The following is a 21687-nucleotide window of genomic DNA, read 5'->3' on the forward strand; positions in this document are numbered from 1 at the left end:
TGATTAATCATTCTTGGTGCCATAAAAATATAGCGAATGAGAATCAATTTTTACGCCAAATGCTCCTTCAATTGCTTCTTTGATACCTTGAATCCTTGGATCACAAAACTCTATGATCTCCTCTATTTCTTTGTCTGAGTCTTTTTTGTAGATCACCAAATGGTCATGCTGCTTATCAAAATAAGACTTTTCGTAAGAAGAAGAGGTCAATGTTTTTTCTCCAAACTGATGTTTACGGATTAATCCTGCATCAAGGAAAATCTCAATTGTATTGTAAATTGTGGCTTTAGAAACATGATATTTCTTCTGCATCATGAGAAGATACAGATCATCTACATTGAAGTGATGATCCATATTATAAATCTCTTCTAATATTGTATATCGTTCAGGTGTATTTCTGAAACCCTTTTCTAATAAGTAGTTTCTTAAAACATCTTTTATTAAGGCAATATTTTTTTCTTTCTGTAAAGTATCCATTAAAAAAATTATCTACAAATTTATCGATTTTTATTTAAATAAATATCAGACTATTCTGTTAAAGGATCTTAACTGTTATGTCTTAAAAATTCAGCCTGCTCAATTTTATTGTCATAAACTGTTAGTTCAGTAATAGGAGCAGACTCTACAACCACGTTGTGAGAGGTAACACCCCAAGATTTGAAATCGTCACTCCCAATATATTTCACAAAGTTGTAAATATTAAGAGTAATTTTCTGTTTAACTGTTAAAAGTATATCGTTGATATAGGTATTGTCTATTACTACGTATTTCAGATCCGGCGGGATGTTATGAGCTCTAAGAGAAGGGTGACTGCTTTTTGAAGGAATCGTTCCATCTGCCATCAGATCTTTTAAAACCATACTGAAATAATCATTAATCCTTCTGTCTACCTTAAATCCTAAAAGAAAATTGATTTTGTAAACCGTCCCTGGTAAAATTTCATCAACCGTATATTTAAATGTAAATGGATCTTCCTGATTTACAATACTTAAAATAAAATAATGATCTGCTCTTTTCGGCTGTTTTTTGATGATAGAATAGATAATTTTTGATTCTACCTCATCATTTCTTTTAGCTCTGCTCAGATAAGCAAGGTTGGTAGCATATTTAGGGATCGTTTCGTCCAGCTTCATATCTTTAATGATAGAAACATAGCTGTCTATTTTCACAAAATTGATGAACTTGGTTTTAATTAATCTTCCGTTATACCAAGCGTACATACAAATTCCGATGAATCCTGCCAAGATAACCGTAATCCAACCTCCTTCGAAGAATTTGATGATATTGGCACTAAAGAATCCTAATTCGATCGACATATAAACCAAAGCAAAAACAAGGATCAACCCTTTATTTATTCTATGTTTCAGTAGCCAGAACATTAATAAAATGGTCGTCATCAACATCGTTACCGTAATAGAAAGGCCATAAGCAGCTTCCATCTTGCCCGATTCTCTAAAGTGAAGTACTACAATGACACATAGAATAAGAAGTCCCCAATTGATTCTTGGGATATACATTTGTCCTTTAACTCCGGAAGGATAATCAATTTTTTGATTAGGCCATAAATTAAGAGACATTGCTTCAGAAAAGATTGTAAAAGAACCGGTAATTAACGCCTGACTTGCAATAATTGCTGCTGCGGTCGCTAAAATTACTCCCGGAACAATCATCCACTCCTCCATAATTCCAAAGAACGGGTTTATTACGGAGAAACCTGGTTTTCCATAATTAGCTAAAAGCCAAGCTCCCTGCCCCAAATAGTTTAAAATAAGCATAATCTTAACGAAAGCCCAGCTCACTCTGATATTCTTAGCACCACAATGTCCTAAATCTGAATAAAGAGCTTCTGCCCCAGTTGTACAAAGGAAAACAGCACCAAGAATAACAATGGCACTCGGAGAATTTGCGATAAGCTTGTAAGCGTAATATGGATTGAAAGATCTTAAAATTTCAAAATTTTCAGTTAAATGTGATAATCCTAAACCTCCCAATACCAAAAACCAGATAACCATTACAGGTCCAAAAAATTTTCCGATAAGGCTTGTTCCAAATTGCTGTACTACAAAGATTAAAATAAGAATACCAATGGTAATCGTAACAACAGGTGTATGAGGATTGTAAATTTCAAGACCTTCAATCGCCGACATTACGGTAAGCGAAGGCGTAATCACTCCATCAGCAACCAATGCGGCAGCCCCAACAATTGCTACGAGATAGAGCCAGCCTTTTTTAAGATTTTTAACTAATGAAAATAAAGCCAAAATCCCTCCTTCACCTTTATTATCTGCCCTCAAGGCAATGATAACATACTTTACGGTCGTCTGAAGAGTAAGGGTCCAGATGATACAAGAAAGCGCTCCTTCTATGTATTCATTGAAAGGCATAGTGCTACTTGCACCTCTTGCATTCACAATTGCTTTCATTACGTAAAGCGGTGATGTTCCAATATCTCCGAAAACAATTCCTAAAGAAACTAGAACTCCAAAAAAAGAAAGTTTTTTAATGTCAAAATGATGACCACCTTCTGTAACTTCTGCCATATCAGCTTATTTATTTTAAGTGCGCAAATTTATACTAAATTTATGACCTTAAGCACATTTCTTCATGCATAGAATAAATGAAAAAGCTCCCTTTCGGAAGCTTTTTTCTATTATATCTATTTAACGTACATCGCATTTTTGATTTCCTCTTTTACTTTTTCAAGCTTAGGGAACCATTCTGCAAATAATGCAGCTGAGTACGGAGCAGGTGCATCAGGAGTAGTAATTCTCTTGATTGGAGCATCCAAATAATCAAATGCTTTCTGCTGTACCATATAGGTAATCTCAGAAGAAATAGACGCAAACGGCCAAGCTTCTTCTAAAATAACTAATCTATTTGTTTTCTTTACAGACGTTAGGATTGTATCAAAGTCTAAAGGACGAACTGTTCTAAGGTCAATAACCTCAACAGAAATTCCTTCTTTCGCCATATCTTCAGCAGCCTGAATAGCCAACTTCATAATCTTCCCGAAAGAAACTAAAGTTACATCTGTACCTTCTCTTTTGATATCTGCTTTTCCGATTGGTAAATAGTATTCCTCTTCAGGAATTTCCATTTTATCACCATACATCTGCTCAGATTCCATGAAAATGATAGGGTCATTATCCTGAATAGCTGTTTTCAACAATCCTTTAGCATCGTAAGGGTTTGAAGGAACGACTACTTTAAGACCAGGAACGTTTGCGAACCAGTTTTCGAAAGCCTGAGAGTGAGTTGCACCCAACTGACCTGCCGAAGCAGTAGGACCTCTGAAAACGATTGGACAGTTCCACTGACCACCACTCATCTGACGGATCTTCGCCGCGTTATTGATAATCTGATCAATACCTACCAATGAGAAATTGAACGTCATATACTCAACAATTGGTCTGTTCCCATTCATTGCAGCACCTACGGCAATCCCTGTAAAACCAAGCTCAGCGATTGGTGTATCGATTACTCTCTTAGGACCAAATTCATCCAACATTCCTTTTGAAGCCTTATACGCACCATTGTATTCTGCAACTTCCTCCCCCATTAAAAAGATGGATTCGTCTTTACGCATTTCCTCGCTCATTGCTTGCGCAATTACCTCACGAAAAGTATATTCTGCCATATTTATTTGAAAAATTTAGACTACAAAAATAGTGTTTTTTTATTATTAACATAACAAAAACGACATCTCATTGAATGAAATATCGCTTTATTAATTTTATTTTAACCTAGTTTTCTTCTACTTTGCTTAATTCTTTGTAATTTTTCTTGAGATCAAAGAGTATTAAGCAATATGTCAATTTATATATCATGAATAAAAATTTATCACTATTCATGGCGAACTCTTAAAAAATAAAAACGACATTCCAATAATGAAATGCCGTTTTATAATTTATTTAAACTTGATTAATTAACTTTCTGCCAAGTCTGAGTTCTGCCCATTAAAGATATTCCTACATATCCTCTCACATTCAGTTTATCTCCGCTTTTTGTGATGGTACACTTGTAAGTTTTCCCTGTTTTTGGATCTGTAATTGTTCCTCCTGTGAATTCATCTCCGTCTTTTTTCAAACCTCTGATGATTTCCAAACCTAAAATTGGTTTATTTTTTCTGTCATCCTTACACTCAGTACAGTTTGGATTTGCCGGCTTTATCAACAATTGAGAAACCTTTCCGTAATATTGATCTCCTTTTTTATAGATCTCTACAATAGATTTCGCTTGTTTTGTTTCGTCGTCTATTGTTTTCCATTTACCTTCAATTTGAGCAAAAGATAAAACGCCAAATAGAGAAAATGCCAATGTTAATAATAATTTTTTCATATTTCTTATAGTTTTAATTCAAATAAAATATTTCTGTTGTCTATTCATTGCTAAAAATATAAATTAATTTTAAACAAACAAAAACTTTTATTATCCTTGGCATATATAACAATAGATGTACCAATTTTCAGAATTAAACACAGGTTAAACGCTAATACAGTTTTCTGTTAATCACCTTATCCATATAATCCTGATACCAAGCTTTGGCGATCTCCTGCCCTTTTTGTACTTCCGGATTACTTTTTAATTGATCCATAAGATTTTTTTCTAAGCCTAAATCTAATTTATCAAAGATTCCAACTACGTTTTTACCATCAAAACGGTAAATATAATTCCCAATAATGAACTGCTCTACCCCTCCGTCTGAATTCGCAATGATTGCAGGATATTTTTTATCACTCACCAAACTTCTTCCCCAACTTCTAATTCTTTTATTATAACCGATAAGATCAGCTAAAGTTGGATAAATATCAATCTGTTGCGCTTCTTCAGGATTTACACCTTTTAAATTGTATTCAGGATTTGGAGAATACAAAATAATAGGAACAGCGAAACGATTCATTGCTTTTTGATATTCCGGATAATAAATTTCGTTGGTATGATCTCCCGTGAAAACAAAAATAGTATTGTTATACCAAGGTTGTTTTTTAGCAGTCTCAAAATATTTTTTAATTGAATAATCAGTGTACTGCATAGGCTCATGCATCTGATTCGTTCCTTTTTTAAATTTCCCGTTATACTTTTCAGGAATTTTGAAAGGGTGATGAGAAGAAGCAGTAAAAACAGTTGCCATAAAAGGTTGTGTTTTTCCTACATTTTTAGCAAAATACTGCAAAAATGGTTCATCCCAAATTGCCCACATTCCGTCGAAATCTTCATCATGATTGTATTCTGTTTTTCCAAAATAATGTTTAAACCCAAGAATATTTCCAAAGCCTAAAAAACCCATTGAACCATTCGGAGCCCCGTGATAGAAAGAAGTATCGTAACCCAGATCATTACAAATTGAAACAATCGACTGTATTTTTTGATTTGAATATGGCGAACTCGTAAAAGCATCCGTCAAACTCGGAATTCCTGCCAAAACACTGCTCATTCCGTGAATAGACTGTCTTCCGTTCGCAAAAGTATTAGGAAAAATCAAACTTTGACTCGCCAAACTATCGATAAACGGCGTGTAAGAAACGTAATCTTTTATTTTTGTATTTTGATTAAAAGCTCCGGAATATTCTCTACTGAAAGATTCAACAATAAAAATGACGATATTAGGTTTGTTTGCAACCTTTCTGTCATACATTTTATACGGCTGAATATTTTCATCAATAAATTTTTCATCTACAAAATGAACTTCCTTAAAACTATTCGTATTTAATGTTCTAAAAAACGAAAAAGTACTGTTCAAAACAAGATTTCCCTGTGACGGAATTTTCACAAAACGGTTCGCATCCACCAAATTGATTGGTCTTGTACTGTGTTTGAAGTCTCCACGGATTCCGCCAACGCACAAAACAGCCGTTAAACAAAGCGTAACAACGGATAAAATAAAGTAAGGAACCAATTTTACAGGCTTACGTTCTTCAATTTTCACTTTTTTGTAAAGGAAAATCCAAAGCCACATCAAAACGATAAACCAAATTAATATAAAAGGATTTTGAATGATCGAAGCCGTAAAAACTTTAAAAATATTGGATTCGTGCTGCGCCACCTGAAATGCAGCCGACGTTAATCTCGTCTGTGCGAATTTAAAGTAAACAAAATCACCAAAATTCATCGCATAAGCAATTCCGTTTGTTATAAAATATAGCCAGAAAAGTACTTTTTGATACACTTTCTTGGTATTGATGATAATCGGGACCAAACTTAACAGAATAAACAGTGCATTCACATATAAAATCGCCGTTGTATCAAACGCAATCCCATGAAATGCCAGGCCGAAATAATCTGAAACAGAATCAACTTTTATCAGTTCTTTATTAAAGTACCAAAATAAAAATCTTGCAATCTGATAAAAAAAGTATGCTAAAAAAATCCGGTATAAAAGTACCAGAACTTCCTGTTTTCTAAATTCTTTAAAAAATTTCATCCGGCAAATTTACCAAATTAATGTAACAATTTAACAATCTACCACTGCAACAATTACTAGTACATTGTTAAATTGTTACATTGTTAAACTGATTTATTGTTTTAATTTTGCGATTATGAATTTCATTAAAAATAATCTTGCCAATGCACTAACGCTGGCTAATCTATTTGCCGGTTGCGTGGGTGCCATTCATCTTATTTTAGGTGATTATCAGACGACTGCGATCTGCTTGATTCTTTCTTCAATATTCGATTTTTTTGACGGATTTGTTTCCAGAGCTTTAAAATCAAACTCAAATTTGGGACTTCAACTGGATTCTCTTGCCGATATGGTGAGCTTTGGGGTGATTCCCGGGTTAACGATGTATAAAGCATTACAGCCTTTCGGAACCGAATTATTAGGGCTTCATCTTCCTTTTGAGATCAAATATTTCGGATTACTTGTTACGGTTTTCTCTTGTCTAAGACTGGCAATTTTCAATCTTGATGAAGAACAGCGATATTATTTTAAAGGATTAAATACACCAACCAATACCGTTTTACTTTTTGGTCTGTATTATGCATTTAAAGAAACCAATTATTTCAGTTTCCTTTTCGAAAATGAATTATTATTGATTCTCTTAACCATCCTTACTTCATGGCTGCTGATCAGTCCGATAAAAATGATGGCGATGAAATTCAAATCAAAAAAGATTCAGGACAATTATGCTAAAATCGTATTAATCGTTGGCGGAATTGCCATTTTAGCGATATTTCAGATCGTCGGGATTCCGATGCTTGTAATTTATTATATCTTAGTATCATTAGTATTTCAAAAACAACTTAATTAGTTCTGAATTATAAGTTAGTAGTGATAAGTTACATTCAACTATTTCGCTATCAACTCATAATTCATACTTTATAACTCATAACTTAATAAAAATGAATTTAAAACTGCATAAACCTCTTTGTATTTTTGACCTTGAAACAACAGGAACCAACATCGCTAAAGACAGAATCGTTGAAATCTGTATTTTAAAAGTAAATCCTGATGCATCAAGAGAAAGCAAAACGTGGAAAGTAAATCCTGAAATGCCGATTCCTGTAGAATCCAGCCAGATTCACGGAATTTATGATGAAGATGTAAAAGATGCCCCAACCTTTAAAGAAATAGCCTCAAAAATAATGGAAATGATTTCAGGAGCGGATCTGGGAGGATTTAATTCTAACAGATTTGATGTTCCGTTATTGGCAGAAGAACTTTTGAGAGCAGAACTTGATTTTGATTTAAGTAAATTCAAACTTGTTGATGCACAAACTATTTTCCATAAAAAAGAACCCAGAAATTTAGGCGCAGCTTATCAATTCTATTGTGGAAAAACTCTTGAAAACGCTCACTCGGCTGAAGCTGACGTAATGGCAACTTTCGAAGTCTTGGACGCTCAGATTGGAAAATATGATGATATTCCGAATGAAATTGCTCCTTTGAGTGAATTTACGTTCCATAATAAGAATGCAGATCTTGCGGGTTTCATCGGTCTCAATGATAAAATGGAACCAGTTTTCAATTTCGGAAAATATAAAGGTCAGGGCGTAAAAGCTGTTTTCCAAAAAGATCTTGGATATTTCGGATGGCTTCAAAACGCTGATTTCCCGCTTTACACGAAGAAGGTTTTCACTAAAATACAATTGTCAGGTAAATTCTAAAATATGTCGGAATTAGTTAAGTTTAAATTTTACGAAACTGCTCTTGAGGCCAATAGAGACAAACAGATATTGGCTGAAAATGAGATCAACAGTTTCATCGCAAACGAACAGCTTATTCAATCCGATTGGCTGCTTTCGCAGGCCGTTGGAGGAATTCAGTTGCAGGTTTTTGAAGAAGACTTGGAGAAAGCTAATCAAATTCTGAGTGATTATAAAGAAAATGAAAAGGTTTCGCTGGAAGTAGAACATACGATTGAAGATCCTAAGTTTGATTTTGTGTGCCCGAAATGTGGTTCCAATCATATCTACAGAGATGACAGCGCAACGAGCTTTTTTGGAGTTTCGCTTTTAACGAGCCATAAATTCATTTGTTATTATTGTGAGAATGAGTTTACGCATTAGAAATTAAAATTCTAACACTCGATTTTGTCATTCTGAAAGAATCTCAACAAATTCATTAGATGATTTTTTCTTTTCAACAGTTTAGATCCTTCCAGGATGACAAACGAAATGTTGATTTGACAATGATAGATTGAAATTAAGACTAAAGCCCTAGCCCCGATTGCAGCGGCATCCTTTTGTGCAGCGCAGCGGAACAAAAGATATAGCGGAAAGCGGGAAACAGCTTCAAATAATAAAATAAATATTAGCTGTTAGACATAGTCAAATTGCTTCAAATAAGTAAAAAACGATTGCGAGATTGCTTTACTTCGACAGGCTCAGCATAAACTTGCTTCGCTCCTCGCAATGACAAAAAATAAATAAAAAGTAGTATGAAAATTATCTGCATCGGAAGAAATTACAGTGAACACGCAAAAGAATTAGGAAACGAAATCCCTGAAAAACCGGTTATTTTCATGAAGCCTGATACGGCAGTTTTGAAAGGAAATGATTTTTACATTCCCGAGTTTTCAAATGATGTACATTATGAGTTGGAAGTTGTCGTAAAGATTTCAAAAGGCGGAAAATACATCCAGAAAGAGATAGCTCACAAACATTATGAAGAAATCGGGTTGGGAATTGATTTTACGGCAAGAGATCTTCAAAGCGAATTAAAGTCTAAAGGGCTTCCTTGGGAGCTTGCAAAAGGCTTTGACGGCTCGGCAGTGGTTGGAAATTTCTTTAAAAAAGAGAATTATAATCTTGAAAGTCTTCAATTTTCATTATTAAAAAATAAAGAAAAAGTTCAGGACGGAAATACAAAAGATATGATCTTTTCAGTTGATGATATTATTGCATTTACTTCCCAATATTTCACTTTAAGAGTTGGCGACCTTATTTTCACGGGTACTCCAAAAGGCGTTGGGAAAGTGGATGAAAATGATATTCTGGAAGCTTATCTTGAAGATGAAAAAATTCTGGACATACGAATATTATAAGCAATTTAACATAACGTTTGGCATAATTTTCCTATCTTTAGTAAACAAAATTAAAGGTTATGATAAATATTGTACTGCCCGTAGATTTTGGGGATAAAACAGATCAGCTTGTAGACGGAGCTGTAAAATTCGCAAAAGAAATCAACGGTAAAATTTTTCTAATTCATGTTGCACCTTCAGATATTGGTTTTGCCATTGGAGATATGGGATTCCAGTATTTCCCTGAAGTAGAGGCAAATGAAATAAGAGAAGAGTTGGTTCAGCTGAATAAGATCGAGCAAAGAATTGTTGCTCAAAATATCGACTGCGAGCATCTTTTAAAACAAGGTATCGCGAAAGATATTATTTTGGAATATTCTAAAGACAAAAATGCAAATTACATCGTAATGGGATCTCACGGAAGAAGCGGAATTTATGATGTGTTTGTGGGAAGTTTAACCAAAGGATTGACGAAAGATTCTCATATTCCAGTTTTGGTACTTCCGATCCACGAAACAAATTAAATTTTAATCGATACCCATAAAAAAACCGACCAAACACATATGTTTTGATCGGTTTTTTACTATATAACCAATTAATTAACCTTCTTTTTTGTAGATCGTAGGATCATAATAAGGGTTTTTACCCTCAGTTGGAGAATAGTAGTCTTTATCTTTGTCACCACCTAGTGTCGCCACTAATACATAGCACCAATACGTGAACAGTACGCAGCAAACAGTAAATAAGATCCAGTTTAAAACATTTCCGAAAGTGTCAAAAAAGCCGAAAGACCATTTGAAAACTTTGCTTAAGAATAGAAAGAAAGACGTCATTATTTTCCTTTTTTAAATTAACTTTGTACAAATTTATAAAAAATGTTTAAATTACTTTCAAAAGAAAGCAATATTTTTTCAATTCCTGTGTATATTGGTTTTCTTCTTTTAATAGTAATAGTATTTAACATCCTGAATTTCAATACAAACGAAGCAATTATAGCCGGAATAACTTTTCTGGGAATTGCTTTGGCATATTTCTGTTTTCACAGCATTGCGCTTAATTATCAGACGCATCTGCCATTATTCTTATATACATTTTTTATTTTCGGTCTTTATCCCGGTAATTTAGATATCGGAATTACTGTTGCGCTTCTTACCAATTCGTTCCTTCTTTTACTTTTAACAAGTACGGATGAAGACACGAGAAAAAAATCTTATGTATTGGTAGGCTCCATTGTCGCATTAAACTTTATTTTCCTGCCGACAACATGGCCAATGGCTGTTTTTGTGATTATTCACGTAGTCGCTACCTCGCAGAGAATTATATTAAATCTTTTCAGGTTTATTTTAGGAGTGATTTTAATAGCCTTCAGTTATTTTTCCATTATGTTTTTATTCGGGTTTACGTCTTGGAATATTGATTATTTCCCATTTGGAAAGATGAAAATGGTAACAGATTATACAGAACTGTTTCCTTTAATTCCGATCGCTTTAATGCTGATATATGCAGTATATGACCATTTTCAAAACTACAATAAAAAGAGTCCGATAAGCAGATATAAATATACTTTTCTACTTGTATTTTCTTTGGCTCAGCTGGTTACTATTATTCTTTATATGAATAAAAGTTATGAATATTTATTACTTCTGGCGTTTCCATCGAGTATTATTTTGAGCAGGATGCTGAAGTTTTTACCTAAATATTGGATGCAGGAAGTAAGCGTTTGGCTTATCCTTATTAGTTTAGTTACCTTTAAAGCAGGTACTTATTTTGATTTATTTTAAAAAAGATTATGATTCAGATAGACGAAAAATTGATTTCCGAGGATATATTTTCCGAAGAATTTGTTTGCAACCTTAGCAAATGCAAGGGTGCATGTTGTGTGGAAGGAGATGTAGGAGCTCCGTTAGATAAAGATGAACTGGAAATTTTAGATTCAATTTTTGATAAAATAAAGCCCTACCTTACTCCTGAGGGCGTCAAAGCTCTTGAAGAGCAAGGAACATGGACGACTGACCCCGCAGACGGAATGTACGTAACGCCCATGGTTGAAGACCGTGAGTGTGCCTATGTAACCTATGATATAAGAGGTATTACAAAATGTGGAATTGAAAAAGCCTACGAAGATGGCGCTATAGATTGGCAGAAACCTATCTCATGTCATCTCTACCCTATTCGTGTTACAGAATATTCTGCGTTTACCGCTTTGAATTATCACGAATGGAACGTTTGCAGCGATGCCTGTACACTAGGAAAAGAGCTTCAGGTTCCAGTTTATAAATTCCTTAAAACTCCTTTAATAAGAAAGTATGGAGAAGAATTCTACGATGTTCTGAGCGAAGCCGCAGACGAATGGAAAAAAGAATACGGAAACTAAAAAAATAAAAACCGCGAATCAATGATTTGCGGTTTTTTTATCGTTAAAAATTAAATATTTTTATTTAAAATCTGCATCTGTAACTCCAGAGTTGATCACAATTTTAGTTGTTTTAATTGTGATTTTCTGACCTTTTCCTTCTGCTTCGATCTCAGATGGAAACTGAATACCATCCACTGTCATATAGCTCTTAATTGTAGCAGAACCTTCATCCGAAGTTGATTTATGTAATAAAGAAGTAGAAGCATCAAAATAATATTTCCCTTTATCAGAAGCCAAAACATTATAATCTTTGCCATCTATTTTTTCTACCGTAACAGTTGGAAATTTAGAAGCTTCATACCCTAATGCGTCAATTGTTTTGCTTTTTTTAAGTTCAGCAATTTTATCAGCAGGAATATCATTTTTTTGTCCCATTTGGTCAAAATATCCTTTCTCCCCATCAAAAAGCTGAATCATTTTTTGTCCCATTACGGATTGTTCAGATCTGAACTTGTTCCCCATCTTTTTAGTGGTCATAGAAATTTCCATTCCCTGTACAGAAAGAGTATTATCTGTAATTGTAGTTTTTACAGTTTCTAATTTATCTTTTCCGCCCAAAGCTTTCAGATAGTTATCGATAACTTCTTTAGATGTTAATTTTGATTGTACAGCTTCCGTTTTAACGGGAGCAGCAGTTGTTTTTTGCGCTGCTACAGAGGTGGAAAAAAGCACAGCACAGAAAAACGGAATGATTATCTTTTTCATATATAAGTTAGTTTATAAAGCGTAAATATATGAATATTGGCTGATATAAAGTAATTCGGGCAAAAAAACAAAACCACCAAAATGATTTGGTGGTTTTAAAATATTTATAAAAAATAAATTACTTCTTAAGTTCTTCCAAAAACTCGTCGTGAGAAATTGCAGTTTCTTTTTTAGATGCTTTTTCAAGAATTACATCTTTCAATTTAGTCATTGCAACTTCAGAAGAGATTTGTCTTACCTGCTCTTGGTCTTTCAACATTTCAACAGCATATTTTTGGATCTCCTCATCTCCTAAGTGGTGAATTCCGTAGATCGCCAATTGGTTTCTTACTAATTGCTCAGCTTGCGCTAAAACATCAGCATAATCCAATTGAATTTCGTTATCAGACATCAATTTACCTTCGATGATCTGGTAGCTTAATTGTTTTTTCTCAGATTCAAGAATTTGTTTAGCCTGTTCTTCAGACTGAATATTCTGATTTGAGAATACTAACCATTTAACTAAGAAAGCTTCAGGAAGTTTCACCTCTTCTTTCTCTGTAATTTGCTCTAATACTTTGTTTACAAAGTGTACATCAGCATTTTGTTGGAAATATTCGTCTAACTCAGACTTCACTTTTTCTTTAAGCTCGTCTTCAGACTTGATTGTATCTGCTCCGTAAACTTTATCGAAAAGTTCTTGGTTAAGTTCAGCAAGATTTAAAGAATAGAAATCTTTTACTTTAACCTCAATTTCGTTGTGGTGTAAGTGCTCAACTTCTTCTTTGCTGAATCCTAATTCTTTAGCTAATTCTTCGTCACCAGCAAGAGTTTCTTTAGAAACCTTTACAGATCCGTCCATTTTCAAAGCTTTTACCAATTTGAAAGCTTCTTTGTTTTCAGCGGTAATGGTAACATTCTTTGGTTGGTGGTGGTGCTCACCTTCAGCACCTTCTTCCACAACTTGAGAAATTTCTAAAGCGATGTAAGAATCTTTAGTGATTTTATCTTGAGGAACCTGCTCAGCGAAACGCTTCTGCATGTTTTCAATGCTCTTGTTGATTTCTTTTTCAGAAGCTTCTACTTTGTAGTGAGGCGCTTCGTATTTAGCTAGATCTATTGTGAATTCAGGCTCGTACCCTACTTCAAAAGCAACTTCCAATTTTTCTGCATTATGATTGAAATCATTTACAGGCTGAGGAACAGGCTGGCCAACTAATCTTAACTTGTTGTCGTTTACATAGCTATTTAAAGCATCAGAAACTTGCTTGTTGATCTCCTCGAATGCAATACCTGCTTCATATTGTTTTCTAACCATACTTAAAGGCACTTTTCCTTTTCTGAATCCAGGAACTTGCGCATTTTTAGCATAATTAATCAACTGCTTCTCTACTTTTTCTTTGTAGTCAGATTTTTCCAATGTTACAGTAAGTAATGCACTTACGTCATCATGGTTTTGTGCGGTAACCTTCATTATTGATTAAAATTTTAGGTTGCAAAAATATGAATTTTTTATCAAAATACCCTACTAAAGATAAATTCTTATCCATCAAATATTTATAAATAAAAAACCACTGAAATTTTCAGTGGTTTTATTTTGAAAATTATTATTTAGTTGGTAAGGTTATAAGTAGCCTCAGCATCTGTTTCTCCACCTACAACACTTCCCCAGGCAGTCCCGGATTTGGCATCATTTACACTTTCAGGAGCATGGATAAGTGTTAATTTTAACAATGGTGAAGGAGAATCTACGACTTTCACTACATCCCATTTTGTTCTCAGACCTACTCTTTTCCCGTCATTTCTAAGATCATTCCCGTCTAATCTGGTAACTGCGATATTAGATTTTGGAAAATCAAAGATCAAGAAATGTTCGTCTTTAGCATCAATAATTTCCTGAGTTGCATCTTCATTTCCATTTCTGAATTTTGCTACAACAGTATAAGATTTCCCATCCTTCAAAGGAATTGTAGGAATTCCACCTGCTCCGATACTATAATCGTACGTCAATGTATTTGTAGTTCCATCTTCGGTAACCAACAAAACAATATTGGTAAGCTCTTCCTGAGGCAGATCGTCTTCCTCTGCCGAACCGTCTCTCTGACAAGAAACAGCATTGATCGTAATGAATAAAATTGCTAATAATTTGATGATATTTTTAGTATTGAATAGTTTGTTCATTTTTAAGAATTTTAAAATTGTAAAATTTTGATTAAATAAATTTTTGAAAACTTTAGAATCTGTATCTAAAATTTAAAATAAAGTTTCTTCCTGCCTCATCCGCGAAAAATCTAAGACGATTCAGATAATCTCTATACGAAGTATTGAAAAGATTATTCACGATAAGTCCCGCAGAAAGATTTTTACTGATATTGATTCCCGTTTGGATGTTCCAAAGTGAATATCCGTTTGGTGGCGTACTGAAATCGATCTCCTTATCTACCAATTGTCCGTCCACATAAATTTCCAATGGAGCATTTCTGATCGGGAATCTGGTTTGTTTTAAAGAGGTTTGATTTTCTACCGTAAAATAGAAATTATTCCATTTTTCTTTTTTAAACTGCAATGCATTAGAGAGATTCGGCGGCATCATTAAGATCAACGGTTCATTGTTGGTTTCGTCCTGTCCGTGAACATAACTTCCTTTTCCAACATAGGTAAGGTCGTCTGTAAGTCTCCAATTGACATCCAAATCTACACCATACATTTTAGCATCGATCTGTTGATATTGCCATTCCGGAAATACCCCTCTGATTGTACCTTTGATACCAACCGGAACTTCATTAATGAAATTTTTAGTGATGAAAAAATAAGGGTTCACAGAAATATTAAGACCTCTCAAAACATTGAATTTTGAATCTAATGTTAAGTTAAACTGGTGTCCCTGTTCGTTTTTCAATGCCATATCTCCAGTTTCAATGATTCCCGCAGAATGATGCAATCCGTCAGAGAATAATTCTGCAACGTTTGGAGATCTGCCCACTTTTGCATAATTAAATTTCAGATCAAAATTAGAACTTGGACGATATTCCAAACCTGCATTGAAAGAAACATTGTTATAATTAAGCTGAGGACGCGTCAAAACTCTGTTCTGATCTGTCTTCACATAAAATTGAGGAAAACTGTCTGCATACAACTTCTCCCAATCGCTTTTGTCGTACCATTTGGTAACATCATAACGCGTGAAATCATATCTTGCTCCTGCTTCAAAATTAAATTCAGAAGAAATTTTATATTTAAAAACAGAATAAAATCCTGCAGCATATTTATCATAGTTAGGAATCAAACGTCTAGCTTTCGTCGCAGGATCTGAATAATTGTTTTGAAAACTGGCATCAATCCCAGTTTCCAGAGACCATTTTTCCCTTTCCAATAAATCATTAAGGTTAAACTGATGCGTCATCAATTCCAGATCCAGAGAAGGCGTGTCGCTCAATTCTCCTCTTCTGATGTCATATTCCTGTCTGTGATTGTACTGATAACTATAGGTTGCTGATAGTTTCCCGATATTTTCAAACCTTTTGAAAGCCGAAACTTTTGCGATATGATGCTCGATAACCTGTCTCGGATTATCAATATCATAACTGAATTTTCCCGAATAAATAGGCGGATTGGCATTCATCGCTCTGTCATAATCACCCGAAGTAGCAACGTGTGAATCTCTCAAAATCCCGATATTCTGATTCGTTAGATAATAATCAAATGAAATTCCTTTTTCATAAGAGTTATTCTGAACCGTAAAATTAAAGGAAGAAAAATCCATTCCCGTATTTTTCAGATTATAATCGGGAGCACTTTGATCACCCAGCTTTTTGATGCTTCCACCCGATTTTACCGCCCATCCGTTTTTCCAGACTTTGGCAACATCCACATCCAATCCCAACCCTCTTCCGTTGGAAATTCCGGTAAGACCGACAGAACCTTTGATGGTATCTTTTTTAGGAAAAATTTCAGGTTCCATTACTACGACTCCGCCGATGGCATCGCTTCCGTATTTCAATGCAGAAGCGCCTTTAATGACATCAATATGTTGAAAATTATTAATATCAACATTCGGTGCGTGTTCTACTCCCCATTCCTGCTCAGCCAGTTTTACGCCATTATTTAAAATAGCGATTCTACTTCCGTAAAGCCCGTGAATAATAGGTTTTGAAATATTATTTCCGGTTTTTAATGCGGTAACTCCCGAGATTTTAGATAATAAGTTCCCCAGATTGTCTGTAGAATTTCTTTCTATATCTGTTTTATCAAGAGTTTTTATAATTAAAGAACCGTTTTTTTTGTGACTTCCATGGATAGTCACCGTTTCAATATCCTGAATATGATGTTCAAGAGTAATTGCTACATGCATATCCTGAGTAACTGCTATATTTTCAGTATAATCATTACAATCAGGATGTTTAGCAATAAGTATATATTTTCCTACAGGAATTTTCTCAAAAGAAAATTTTCCTTTCTTATCTGTTTTGGTTGTAAAATCACCAATTTTAACCACCGCATTTTCCAGCAAGGTTTTATCGTGAAAATCCTGAACAATACCTTCTACAGTATAGGTTTTTTGTGCGTTTGAAAATGCAAATCCACAAAGGATCAACATTAAACTATATATCAATTTCATTGTAAATAGATTGATTTAGTACCTCAATAAAGGTACATTTTCGTAAAAAATGTGAAATTTATGGCTGATTAATCTTGGTTAAAGTAAAATTGATCTGATAATCTTTAAGAAAATCCTATAACTAATCATTCCTCCCTTTCAGGTCTACATTATCATCTATCTTTCTTTCACCGGGTTTCACCCGATGCTATTATTATTTCGCCACTTCGTGGCTGATTAAGATAAATTTAAAAGGAAAATAGCATCAATTTTAAAGCTAAACTTTAACCCATTAAAGCCAGAAAAGAATCTAAAAAACTATGAAATTGTGGGCGGTCCCCGAAGTTGAAAAGTGAATTTTGTCTGAGACCAGATTTTTTCCTGAACAGCAATGATTAATTCTACTTCGTGCGTATAATGTTGGAAAGTAAAGTTAAACTCGTCAGGAACCAAAGTATGTCCGGTAGCTAAGAAATGACAAGCCAAACAGTCGCCGGCTTTTTCTTTCACTACATTATTTGAAATCTTATGTTCCTTTTTTTTTAAACTAAAATTTTTAAAAACTTCTTCGGAACTGTGATTGTGAAAATTTTGAGAAAACAGCGCAATGAAGTAGATCCCAAACAATAGCTTGGAGATAAAACTCTTCAGATTTCTGCTTTCTTTAAAAATCATCTTTCAAAAATATGAATAATAATTTAAAACTTAGATTAAAGTTTTATTAATATGCTTTGTGAAGCTGTCTAAAATATGTCGCTATGATTGCGTTTTTGTTACAAATGGCAATGATAAAACTATTATTTTAGATCCTTCGACTCCGCTCAGGATAACATCGCTAATACTAAACGTTATCTAAGCAGAATAATTTGCCCGTGTCATCCTGAGCGAAGCCGACGGATCTTTTTTTTATTAATTCAAATAAAAATTAATCCAGTTGAGAACCCAAATACTCCCATTCCTGTAGAGCTGCATCCAATTCTTCCTTAGTTTTATTATATTTTTCTAAAGTTTCTTCTGATGGGTTTTCCTTTGTGAAAGTAGCTTCCATTTCTTCTACTTTGGTTTCAAGCTCAGAAATTTTCTCTTCTACTTTCTTTAATTTATTCTGAATATTTTTTTGCTCTTTACTTACAATCTGAGATTTTTCCTCCACTTTCGGTTTTGGAACTTCTTTTACCTCAACTTTCACGTCATCGGCGTGAAGTTTTGCTTTTTCGGCAGAAATTTCTCTGATGCTTTCTTTTTGTCTGAATTCAAGATATTCATTGATATCTCCTAGGAATTCTTTCATTTTTCCATCGCGGAATTCATAGATTTTGTCACAAAGCCCCTGTAAAAATTCTCTGTCGTGAGAAATTACAATCAATGTTCCTTCAAATTTCTGTAAAGCCAGCTTAATGATCTCCTTAGACTGAATATCCAAGTGATTGGTAGGCTCATCCATGATCAATGTGTTGAAAGGACGTAACAACAATTTACAAAGTGCCAGACGGTTTCTTTCTCCCCCTGAAAGCACTTTAGTTTTTTTGGTCACAGCCTCTCCCTGAAATAAGAAAGATCCTAATAAATCTCTTACTCTAGGTCTGGTTTCTTCTGTTGCAGCGTCTTCCGCTTCTTCTAAAACCGTTTTATTTGGCGTTAAAACTTCTTCCTGATTTTGGGCAAAATATCCAATATTTACATTGTGACCTAAATTCCAGGTTCCTGTGTAATCTGTAATTTCACCGGAAAGAATTTTCGCCAATGTTGTTTTTCCTTGTCCGTTCTGACCTAAAAGGGCAATTCTGTCTCCACGCTGTACAATAAAGTCTACATCATCAAAGATTTGCTTTTTTCCGTAAGCCTTTCCTAATTTTTCAGCTTCAAAATTTACTTTTCCGGGAACAACAGACTGTACGAAACGGATATTGAATTTTGAAACGTCATCATTTTCTACTTCAATACGTTCAACTTTTTCAAGTTTTTTGATCAAAGACTGCGCAAAAGATGCTTTAGAAGCACTTGCACGGAATTTATTGATCAGTTCTTCTGTATGTTTAATTTCTGCGTCCTGATTCTTTTTAGCCTGAATCAGTTTTTCTTTTCTGTCTTTTCTTAGTTCAAGATACTTGGTGTAATCAGCTTTATAATCATCAACTTTTTTGTTGTTAACATCAAAAGTTCTGTTACAAACCGCTGTCATAAACTGCTTATCGTGACTTACCAGAACGATCGCTCCGGGATAATCTTTCAGGAAGTTTTCAAGCCAGATGATAGATTCCATATCCAAGTGGTTGGTAGGCTCATCGAGAAGCATGACATCGTTCTTTTGAAGAAGCAGTTTTGCCAATTCAATTCTCATTCTCCAACCTCCGGAAAATTCATCTGTTATTTTTTGAAAATCATCCGCTTTAAAACCTAATCCAAACAATACCTTTTCTACATCTCCTTCCAAGTTATAGGCATCGTGGTGCATTAAGATATCATTAAGCTCTGTCATTTTGTTGATCAGATCCGTGTAACCATCACTTTCATAATCAGTTCTGATGGTCATTTGATGATTCACCTCTTCAAGTTCATTTTTCCAAGCGTTGATCTGCTCAAAAGCCTGCAATGTTTCATCCCAAACAGTTCTTCCTTTCACAAAATCAAGATCCTGTTTAAGGAAACCAATCGTAATGTTACCATCCGGCACTACGCTACCTTCGTAGAAAGTAATTTCTCCGGAAAGCATTTTCAATAAAGTGGATTTTCCCGCTCCATTTTTACCAACCAAACCAATTTTATCATCCTTTTTAATGGTGAAATTAACGTTTTGAAACAGATAGTTTCCCGAATGATGTAATCCTAGACCTTGAACCGAAAGCATGTAATGATAATTAAGAATTAATACTGAATATTTTTCGGGTGCAAAAATACGGAAAAAGAAATGAATAGCCCAGAAATAAAAAAAGCTGTCCAAATTGAACAGCTTTTAACATTAATCTAAAAACTTATATGAACTTTATATTTTCATTATAATTATGAGTACTTATTAAAAAAAGAGCTGCCCACCACAGACAGCTCACACCTAAATTTAAAACTGAAAAAGTACTAACATTTATTATAAAATCTTATTTAATTAAAATAGATCGGCTCCAGTTATCATTATTCGGGATATTCCCTTCATTGGCATAATCTGTAAGAACATCATGCTCTAAAAAATGAACTTCTTTCTGAAGTTTTGATTCTCCTGCATTGGCATGTTTTATCGTGGCACTGCCGGGAACGTTAAGACTATCATTGAGCATTTCAACAAAAATTTCGTCTTCTGTTCTCAATAATAAAGCCTTTTCATATAACCCGAAATTGGACGAAAAATGAGTGTAATTCACAAATCGCTCATAATTATACACCGGTTTTAAATTGGGAGAAAGATCTTTAACATATTTTTCCAGCTCGTCTGAAAATGATAGTAAAAATTGGTGAATCTTAGGATTAATCTTAAAATTTGAATCATCAAAATTGGTGTTAAAAACAGGTTGCTGGGCATTTGTTTCTGCCAACATTAATTTTCCGTAAACTTTCGGAAGATCATTGTAAACAAGATCTCTTTTCACATAAGCCTGCGAAAAAATATCTCCGGAATCTATTTGATAATTTTCTAAAAGTGATTCCCAAATTTTATTTCCTTCAGCATCTATTGCTGTATTTTTCACATTCGAAACATAAGAATCAACCTCATCTGTGGTCACAAAATCATGTGAAACATAGACCGATTGCGGGCCTTCCAAATATCCGCCACCTACGTCTGCATGGGCTCCGGGAACAAAAATTTCTTTCCAAACGGAAGTTCCGGTTTCAGACTTTGTATCTTCCATATTTTTTGAGCCTTCAAAAAAACCTGTCAGTGGAAAAAAATATCGACATTCGTTGACCGCACATAACTGCAAAGCTCTTTCAACACCCGGAAGAAGACTTACATTATAATCATTAAAAGGCGTAGATTCTACCGTATCGAAAACGCCTAAAAATTTAACTTTAAAATTTCCTGCTATTTTGGGATTTTGCTTTAATAATTCATAGCAAAAGTTTCTAGCCAGCATAGATCCTCTGCTAAATCCGTAAACATAAAAATGATATTCTTTCGTTTTATCCAACGTCACCTCATCAACAAAAGCATTCGCCTTCGCCAATTTGTCATCAGAAGAGTATCCTGTGAATCGATAAGGATTTCTACAGGTTACCATCGCAAAATCGCTATCCTCCGCACCAGTTACTGTTCCAACACCTTCAACGTAAATTTTCTTATTTCCATTGAAAAGTTGATACAATTTGTAAACGTTGGTTATATTATTATGATAGCTTTTGTTCTTGCTTTGTGGCTTTTGAGGGGAAGTCGCATTAAGTCCGTTGTTTCCGGTTCCATCGAAAAAAATTCCGATAGAAACTATATCATTTTCCATCTTTATTGTTTTTAAAATTGAATTATTCCGGGAAAATTTAAGGCTAAAAAAAACTTTTCAAACGCCTAAAAAACCTCTCTGAATAACACTTTCAAAATAACA

General features: G+C 34.2%; 20 protein-coding genes. 7 read left to right on the top strand and 13 right to left on the bottom strand.

Annotation, left to right across the window (positions count from 1 at the left end; all coding sequences use genetic code 11):
- Positions 1-3 precede the first annotated feature (3 nt).
- From EG348_RS02390 to EG348_RS02410, 5 genes are all read right to left on the bottom strand, one after another.
- Entirely contained in the window at positions 4-477 is a 474-nt protein-coding gene (locus EG348_RS02390; RefSeq protein ID WP_047399628.1) for a Fur family transcriptional regulator, read from the bottom strand.
- Positions 478-545: 68 nt separating this feature from the next.
- Entirely contained in the window at positions 546-2540 is a 1995-nt protein-coding gene (locus EG348_RS02395) for a KUP/HAK/KT family potassium transporter (protein WP_123980336.1), read from the bottom strand.
- Between the two features lie 116 nt (positions 2541-2656).
- On the bottom strand, positions 2657-3637 hold the full coding sequence (locus EG348_RS02400; RefSeq protein ID WP_054510417.1) for a pyruvate dehydrogenase complex E1 component subunit beta: 981 nt from the start codon (positions 3635-3637) through the stop codon (positions 2657-2659).
- A 284-nt stretch (positions 3638-3921) separates the two neighbouring features.
- Positions 3922-4338: a DUF2147 domain-containing protein gene (locus tag EG348_RS02405; RefSeq protein ID WP_123980338.1), complete on the bottom strand. Its 417-nt coding sequence runs from the start codon at positions 4336-4338 to the stop codon at positions 3922-3924.
- Positions 4339-4489: 151 nt separating this feature from the next.
- The gene (locus tag EG348_RS02410; protein WP_123980340.1) at positions 4490-6421 is read right to left on the bottom strand and encodes an LTA synthase family protein; all 1932 of its coding nucleotides are present in this window, start codon (positions 6419-6421) and stop codon (positions 4490-4492) included.
- Positions 6422-6536: 115 nt separating this feature from the next.
- Here EG348_RS02410 and EG348_RS02415 point away from each other — a divergent pair, with 115 nt between their 5' ends.
- The 5 genes from EG348_RS02415 (at position 6537) to EG348_RS02435 (ending at position 9988) form a co-directional block, all read left to right on the top strand.
- Positions 6537-7250 carry a CDP-alcohol phosphatidyltransferase family protein gene (locus tag EG348_RS02415; RefSeq protein ID WP_123980342.1) on the top strand — a complete coding sequence of 238 codons (714 nt, stop codon included), beginning with the start codon at positions 6537-6539 and terminating at the stop codon, positions 7248-7250.
- Between the two features lie 91 nt (positions 7251-7341).
- Positions 7342-8106: a 3'-5' exonuclease gene (locus EG348_RS02420; protein ID WP_123980344.1), complete on the top strand. Its 765-nt coding sequence runs from the start codon at positions 7342-7344 to the stop codon at positions 8104-8106.
- A gap of 3 nt (positions 8107-8109) precedes the next feature.
- The gene (locus tag EG348_RS02425; RefSeq protein WP_123980346.1) at positions 8110-8508 is read left to right on the top strand and encodes a putative signal transducing protein; all 399 of its coding nucleotides are present in this window, start codon (positions 8110-8112) and stop codon (positions 8506-8508) included.
- Positions 8509-8879: 371 nt separating this feature from the next.
- Positions 8880-9485 (top strand): fumarylacetoacetate hydrolase family protein, encoded by a 606-nt coding sequence (locus EG348_RS02430; protein ID WP_123980348.1) that lies wholly within the window; start codon positions 8880-8882, stop codon positions 9483-9485.
- 59 nt (positions 9486-9544) lie between these two features.
- Complete coding sequence (locus EG348_RS02435) at positions 9545-9988, top strand: universal stress protein (RefSeq protein ID WP_123980350.1); 444 nt, start codon at positions 9545-9547, stop codon at positions 9986-9988.
- Positions 9989-10063: 75 nt separating this feature from the next.
- Here EG348_RS02435 and EG348_RS02440 read toward each other — a convergent pair whose 3' ends face one another.
- Positions 10064-10297, bottom strand: coding sequence for a DUF6341 family protein (locus EG348_RS02440; RefSeq protein ID WP_072407826.1), 234 nt, complete (start codon positions 10295-10297; stop codon positions 10064-10066).
- A 42-nt stretch (positions 10298-10339) separates the two neighbouring features.
- Here EG348_RS02440 and EG348_RS21605 point away from each other — a divergent pair, with 42 nt between their 5' ends.
- A complete protein-coding gene (locus tag EG348_RS21605; RefSeq protein WP_164463242.1) occupies positions 10340-11245 on the top strand; it encodes a DUF6427 family protein in 906 nt (301 codons plus the stop codon).
- An 8-nt stretch (positions 11246-11253) separates the two neighbouring features.
- Complete coding sequence (locus EG348_RS02450) at positions 11254-11838, top strand: DUF3109 family protein (protein WP_123980352.1); 585 nt, start codon at positions 11254-11256, stop codon at positions 11836-11838.
- Positions 11839-11898: 60 nt separating this feature from the next.
- On the opposite strand, the gene EG348_RS02455 is transcribed toward EG348_RS02450, so the two are convergent.
- From EG348_RS02455 to EG348_RS02485, 7 genes are all read right to left on the bottom strand, one after another.
- Positions 11899-12585: a hypothetical protein gene (locus EG348_RS02455; RefSeq protein ID WP_123980354.1), complete on the bottom strand. Its 687-nt coding sequence runs from the start codon at positions 12583-12585 to the stop codon at positions 11899-11901.
- 118 nt (positions 12586-12703) lie between these two features.
- Positions 12704-14038, bottom strand: a complete 1335-nt coding sequence (locus EG348_RS02460) for a trigger factor (RefSeq protein WP_123980356.1) — start codon at positions 14036-14038, stop codon at positions 12704-12706.
- A 137-nt stretch (positions 14039-14175) separates the two neighbouring features.
- Positions 14176-14745, bottom strand: coding sequence for a hypothetical protein (locus tag EG348_RS02465; RefSeq protein ID WP_123980358.1), 570 nt, complete (start codon positions 14743-14745; stop codon positions 14176-14178).
- A gap of 52 nt (positions 14746-14797) precedes the next feature.
- Positions 14798-17182, bottom strand: a complete 2385-nt coding sequence (locus EG348_RS02470; protein WP_123980360.1) for a TonB-dependent receptor — start codon at positions 17180-17182, stop codon at positions 14798-14800.
- A gap of 297 nt (positions 17183-17479) precedes the next feature.
- Positions 17480-17836, bottom strand: a complete 357-nt coding sequence (locus EG348_RS02475; RefSeq protein ID WP_123980362.1) for a hypothetical protein — start codon at positions 17834-17836, stop codon at positions 17480-17482.
- A 250-nt stretch (positions 17837-18086) separates the two neighbouring features.
- Complete coding sequence (gene abc-f, locus EG348_RS02480; RefSeq protein ID WP_123980364.1) at positions 18087-20009, bottom strand: ribosomal protection-like ABC-F family protein; 1923 nt, start codon at positions 20007-20009, stop codon at positions 18087-18089.
- 244 nt (positions 20010-20253) lie between these two features.
- On the bottom strand, positions 20254-21585 hold the full coding sequence (locus EG348_RS02485; RefSeq protein WP_123980366.1) for a T6SS phospholipase effector Tle1-like catalytic domain-containing protein: 1332 nt from the start codon (positions 21583-21585) through the stop codon (positions 20254-20256).
- Between the last annotated feature and the right edge of the window lie 102 nt (positions 21586-21687).

Source organism: Chryseobacterium sp. G0201 (assembly GCF_003815655.1).
GTDB lineage: Bacteria > Bacteroidota > Bacteroidia > Flavobacteriales > Weeksellaceae > Chryseobacterium.

Excerpts from the sequence above, each read along its gene's own strand:
- EG348_RS02415 (WP_123980342.1), top strand. The coding sequence starts at position 6,537 with ATGAATTTCATTAAAAATAATCTTGCCAATGCACTAACGCTGGCTAAT.
- EG348_RS02465 (WP_123980358.1), bottom strand. The coding sequence starts at position 14,745 with ATGAACAAACTATTCAATACTAAAAATATCATCAAATTATTAGCAATT.
- EG348_RS02455 (WP_123980354.1), bottom strand. The coding sequence starts at position 12,585 with ATGAAAAAGATAATCATTCCGTTTTTCTGTGCTGTGCTTTTTTCCACC.
- EG348_RS02395 (WP_123980336.1), bottom strand. The coding sequence starts at position 2,540 with ATGGCAGAAGTTACAGAAGGTGGTCATCATTTTGACATTAAAAAACTT.
- EG348_RS02470 (WP_123980360.1), bottom strand. The coding sequence starts at position 17,182 with ATGAAATTGATATATAGTTTAATGTTGATCCTTTGTGGATTTGCATTT.
- EG348_RS02475 (WP_123980362.1), bottom strand. The coding sequence starts at position 17,836 with ATGATTTTTAAAGAAAGCAGAAATCTGAAGAGTTTTATCTCCAAGCTA.
- EG348_RS02430 (WP_123980348.1), top strand. The coding sequence starts at position 8,880 with ATGAAAATTATCTGCATCGGAAGAAATTACAGTGAACACGCAAAAGAA.
- EG348_RS21605 (WP_164463242.1), top strand. The coding sequence starts at position 10,340 with ATGTTTAAATTACTTTCAAAAGAAAGCAATATTTTTTCAATTCCTGTG.
- EG348_RS02400 (WP_054510417.1), bottom strand. The coding sequence starts at position 3,637 with ATGGCAGAATATACTTTTCGTGAGGTAATTGCGCAAGCAATGAGCGAG.
- EG348_RS02485 (WP_123980366.1), bottom strand. The coding sequence starts at position 21,585 with ATGGAAAATGATATAGTTTCTATCGGAATTTTTTTCGATGGAACCGGA.
- EG348_RS02390 (WP_047399628.1), bottom strand. The coding sequence starts at position 477 with ATGGATACTTTACAGAAAGAAAAAAATATTGCCTTAATAAAAGATGTT.
- EG348_RS02410 (WP_123980340.1), bottom strand. The coding sequence starts at position 6,421 with ATGAAATTTTTTAAAGAATTTAGAAAACAGGAAGTTCTGGTACTTTTA.
- EG348_RS02460 (WP_123980356.1), bottom strand. The coding sequence starts at position 14,038 with ATGAAGGTTACCGCACAAAACCATGATGACGTAAGTGCATTACTTACT.
- EG348_RS02425 (WP_123980346.1), top strand. The coding sequence starts at position 8,110 with ATGTCGGAATTAGTTAAGTTTAAATTTTACGAAACTGCTCTTGAGGCC.
- EG348_RS02435 (WP_123980350.1), top strand. The coding sequence starts at position 9,545 with ATGATAAATATTGTACTGCCCGTAGATTTTGGGGATAAAACAGATCAG.
- abc-f (WP_123980364.1), bottom strand. The coding sequence starts at position 20,009 with ATGCTTTCGGTTCAAGGTCTAGGATTACATCATTCGGGAAACTATCTG.
- EG348_RS02405 (WP_123980338.1), bottom strand. The coding sequence starts at position 4,338 with ATGAAAAAATTATTATTAACATTGGCATTTTCTCTATTTGGCGTTTTA.
- EG348_RS02420 (WP_123980344.1), top strand. The coding sequence starts at position 7,342 with ATGAATTTAAAACTGCATAAACCTCTTTGTATTTTTGACCTTGAAACA.
- EG348_RS02450 (WP_123980352.1), top strand. The coding sequence starts at position 11,254 with ATGATTCAGATAGACGAAAAATTGATTTCCGAGGATATATTTTCCGAA.
- EG348_RS02440 (WP_072407826.1), bottom strand. The coding sequence starts at position 10,297 with ATGACGTCTTTCTTTCTATTCTTAAGCAAAGTTTTCAAATGGTCTTTC.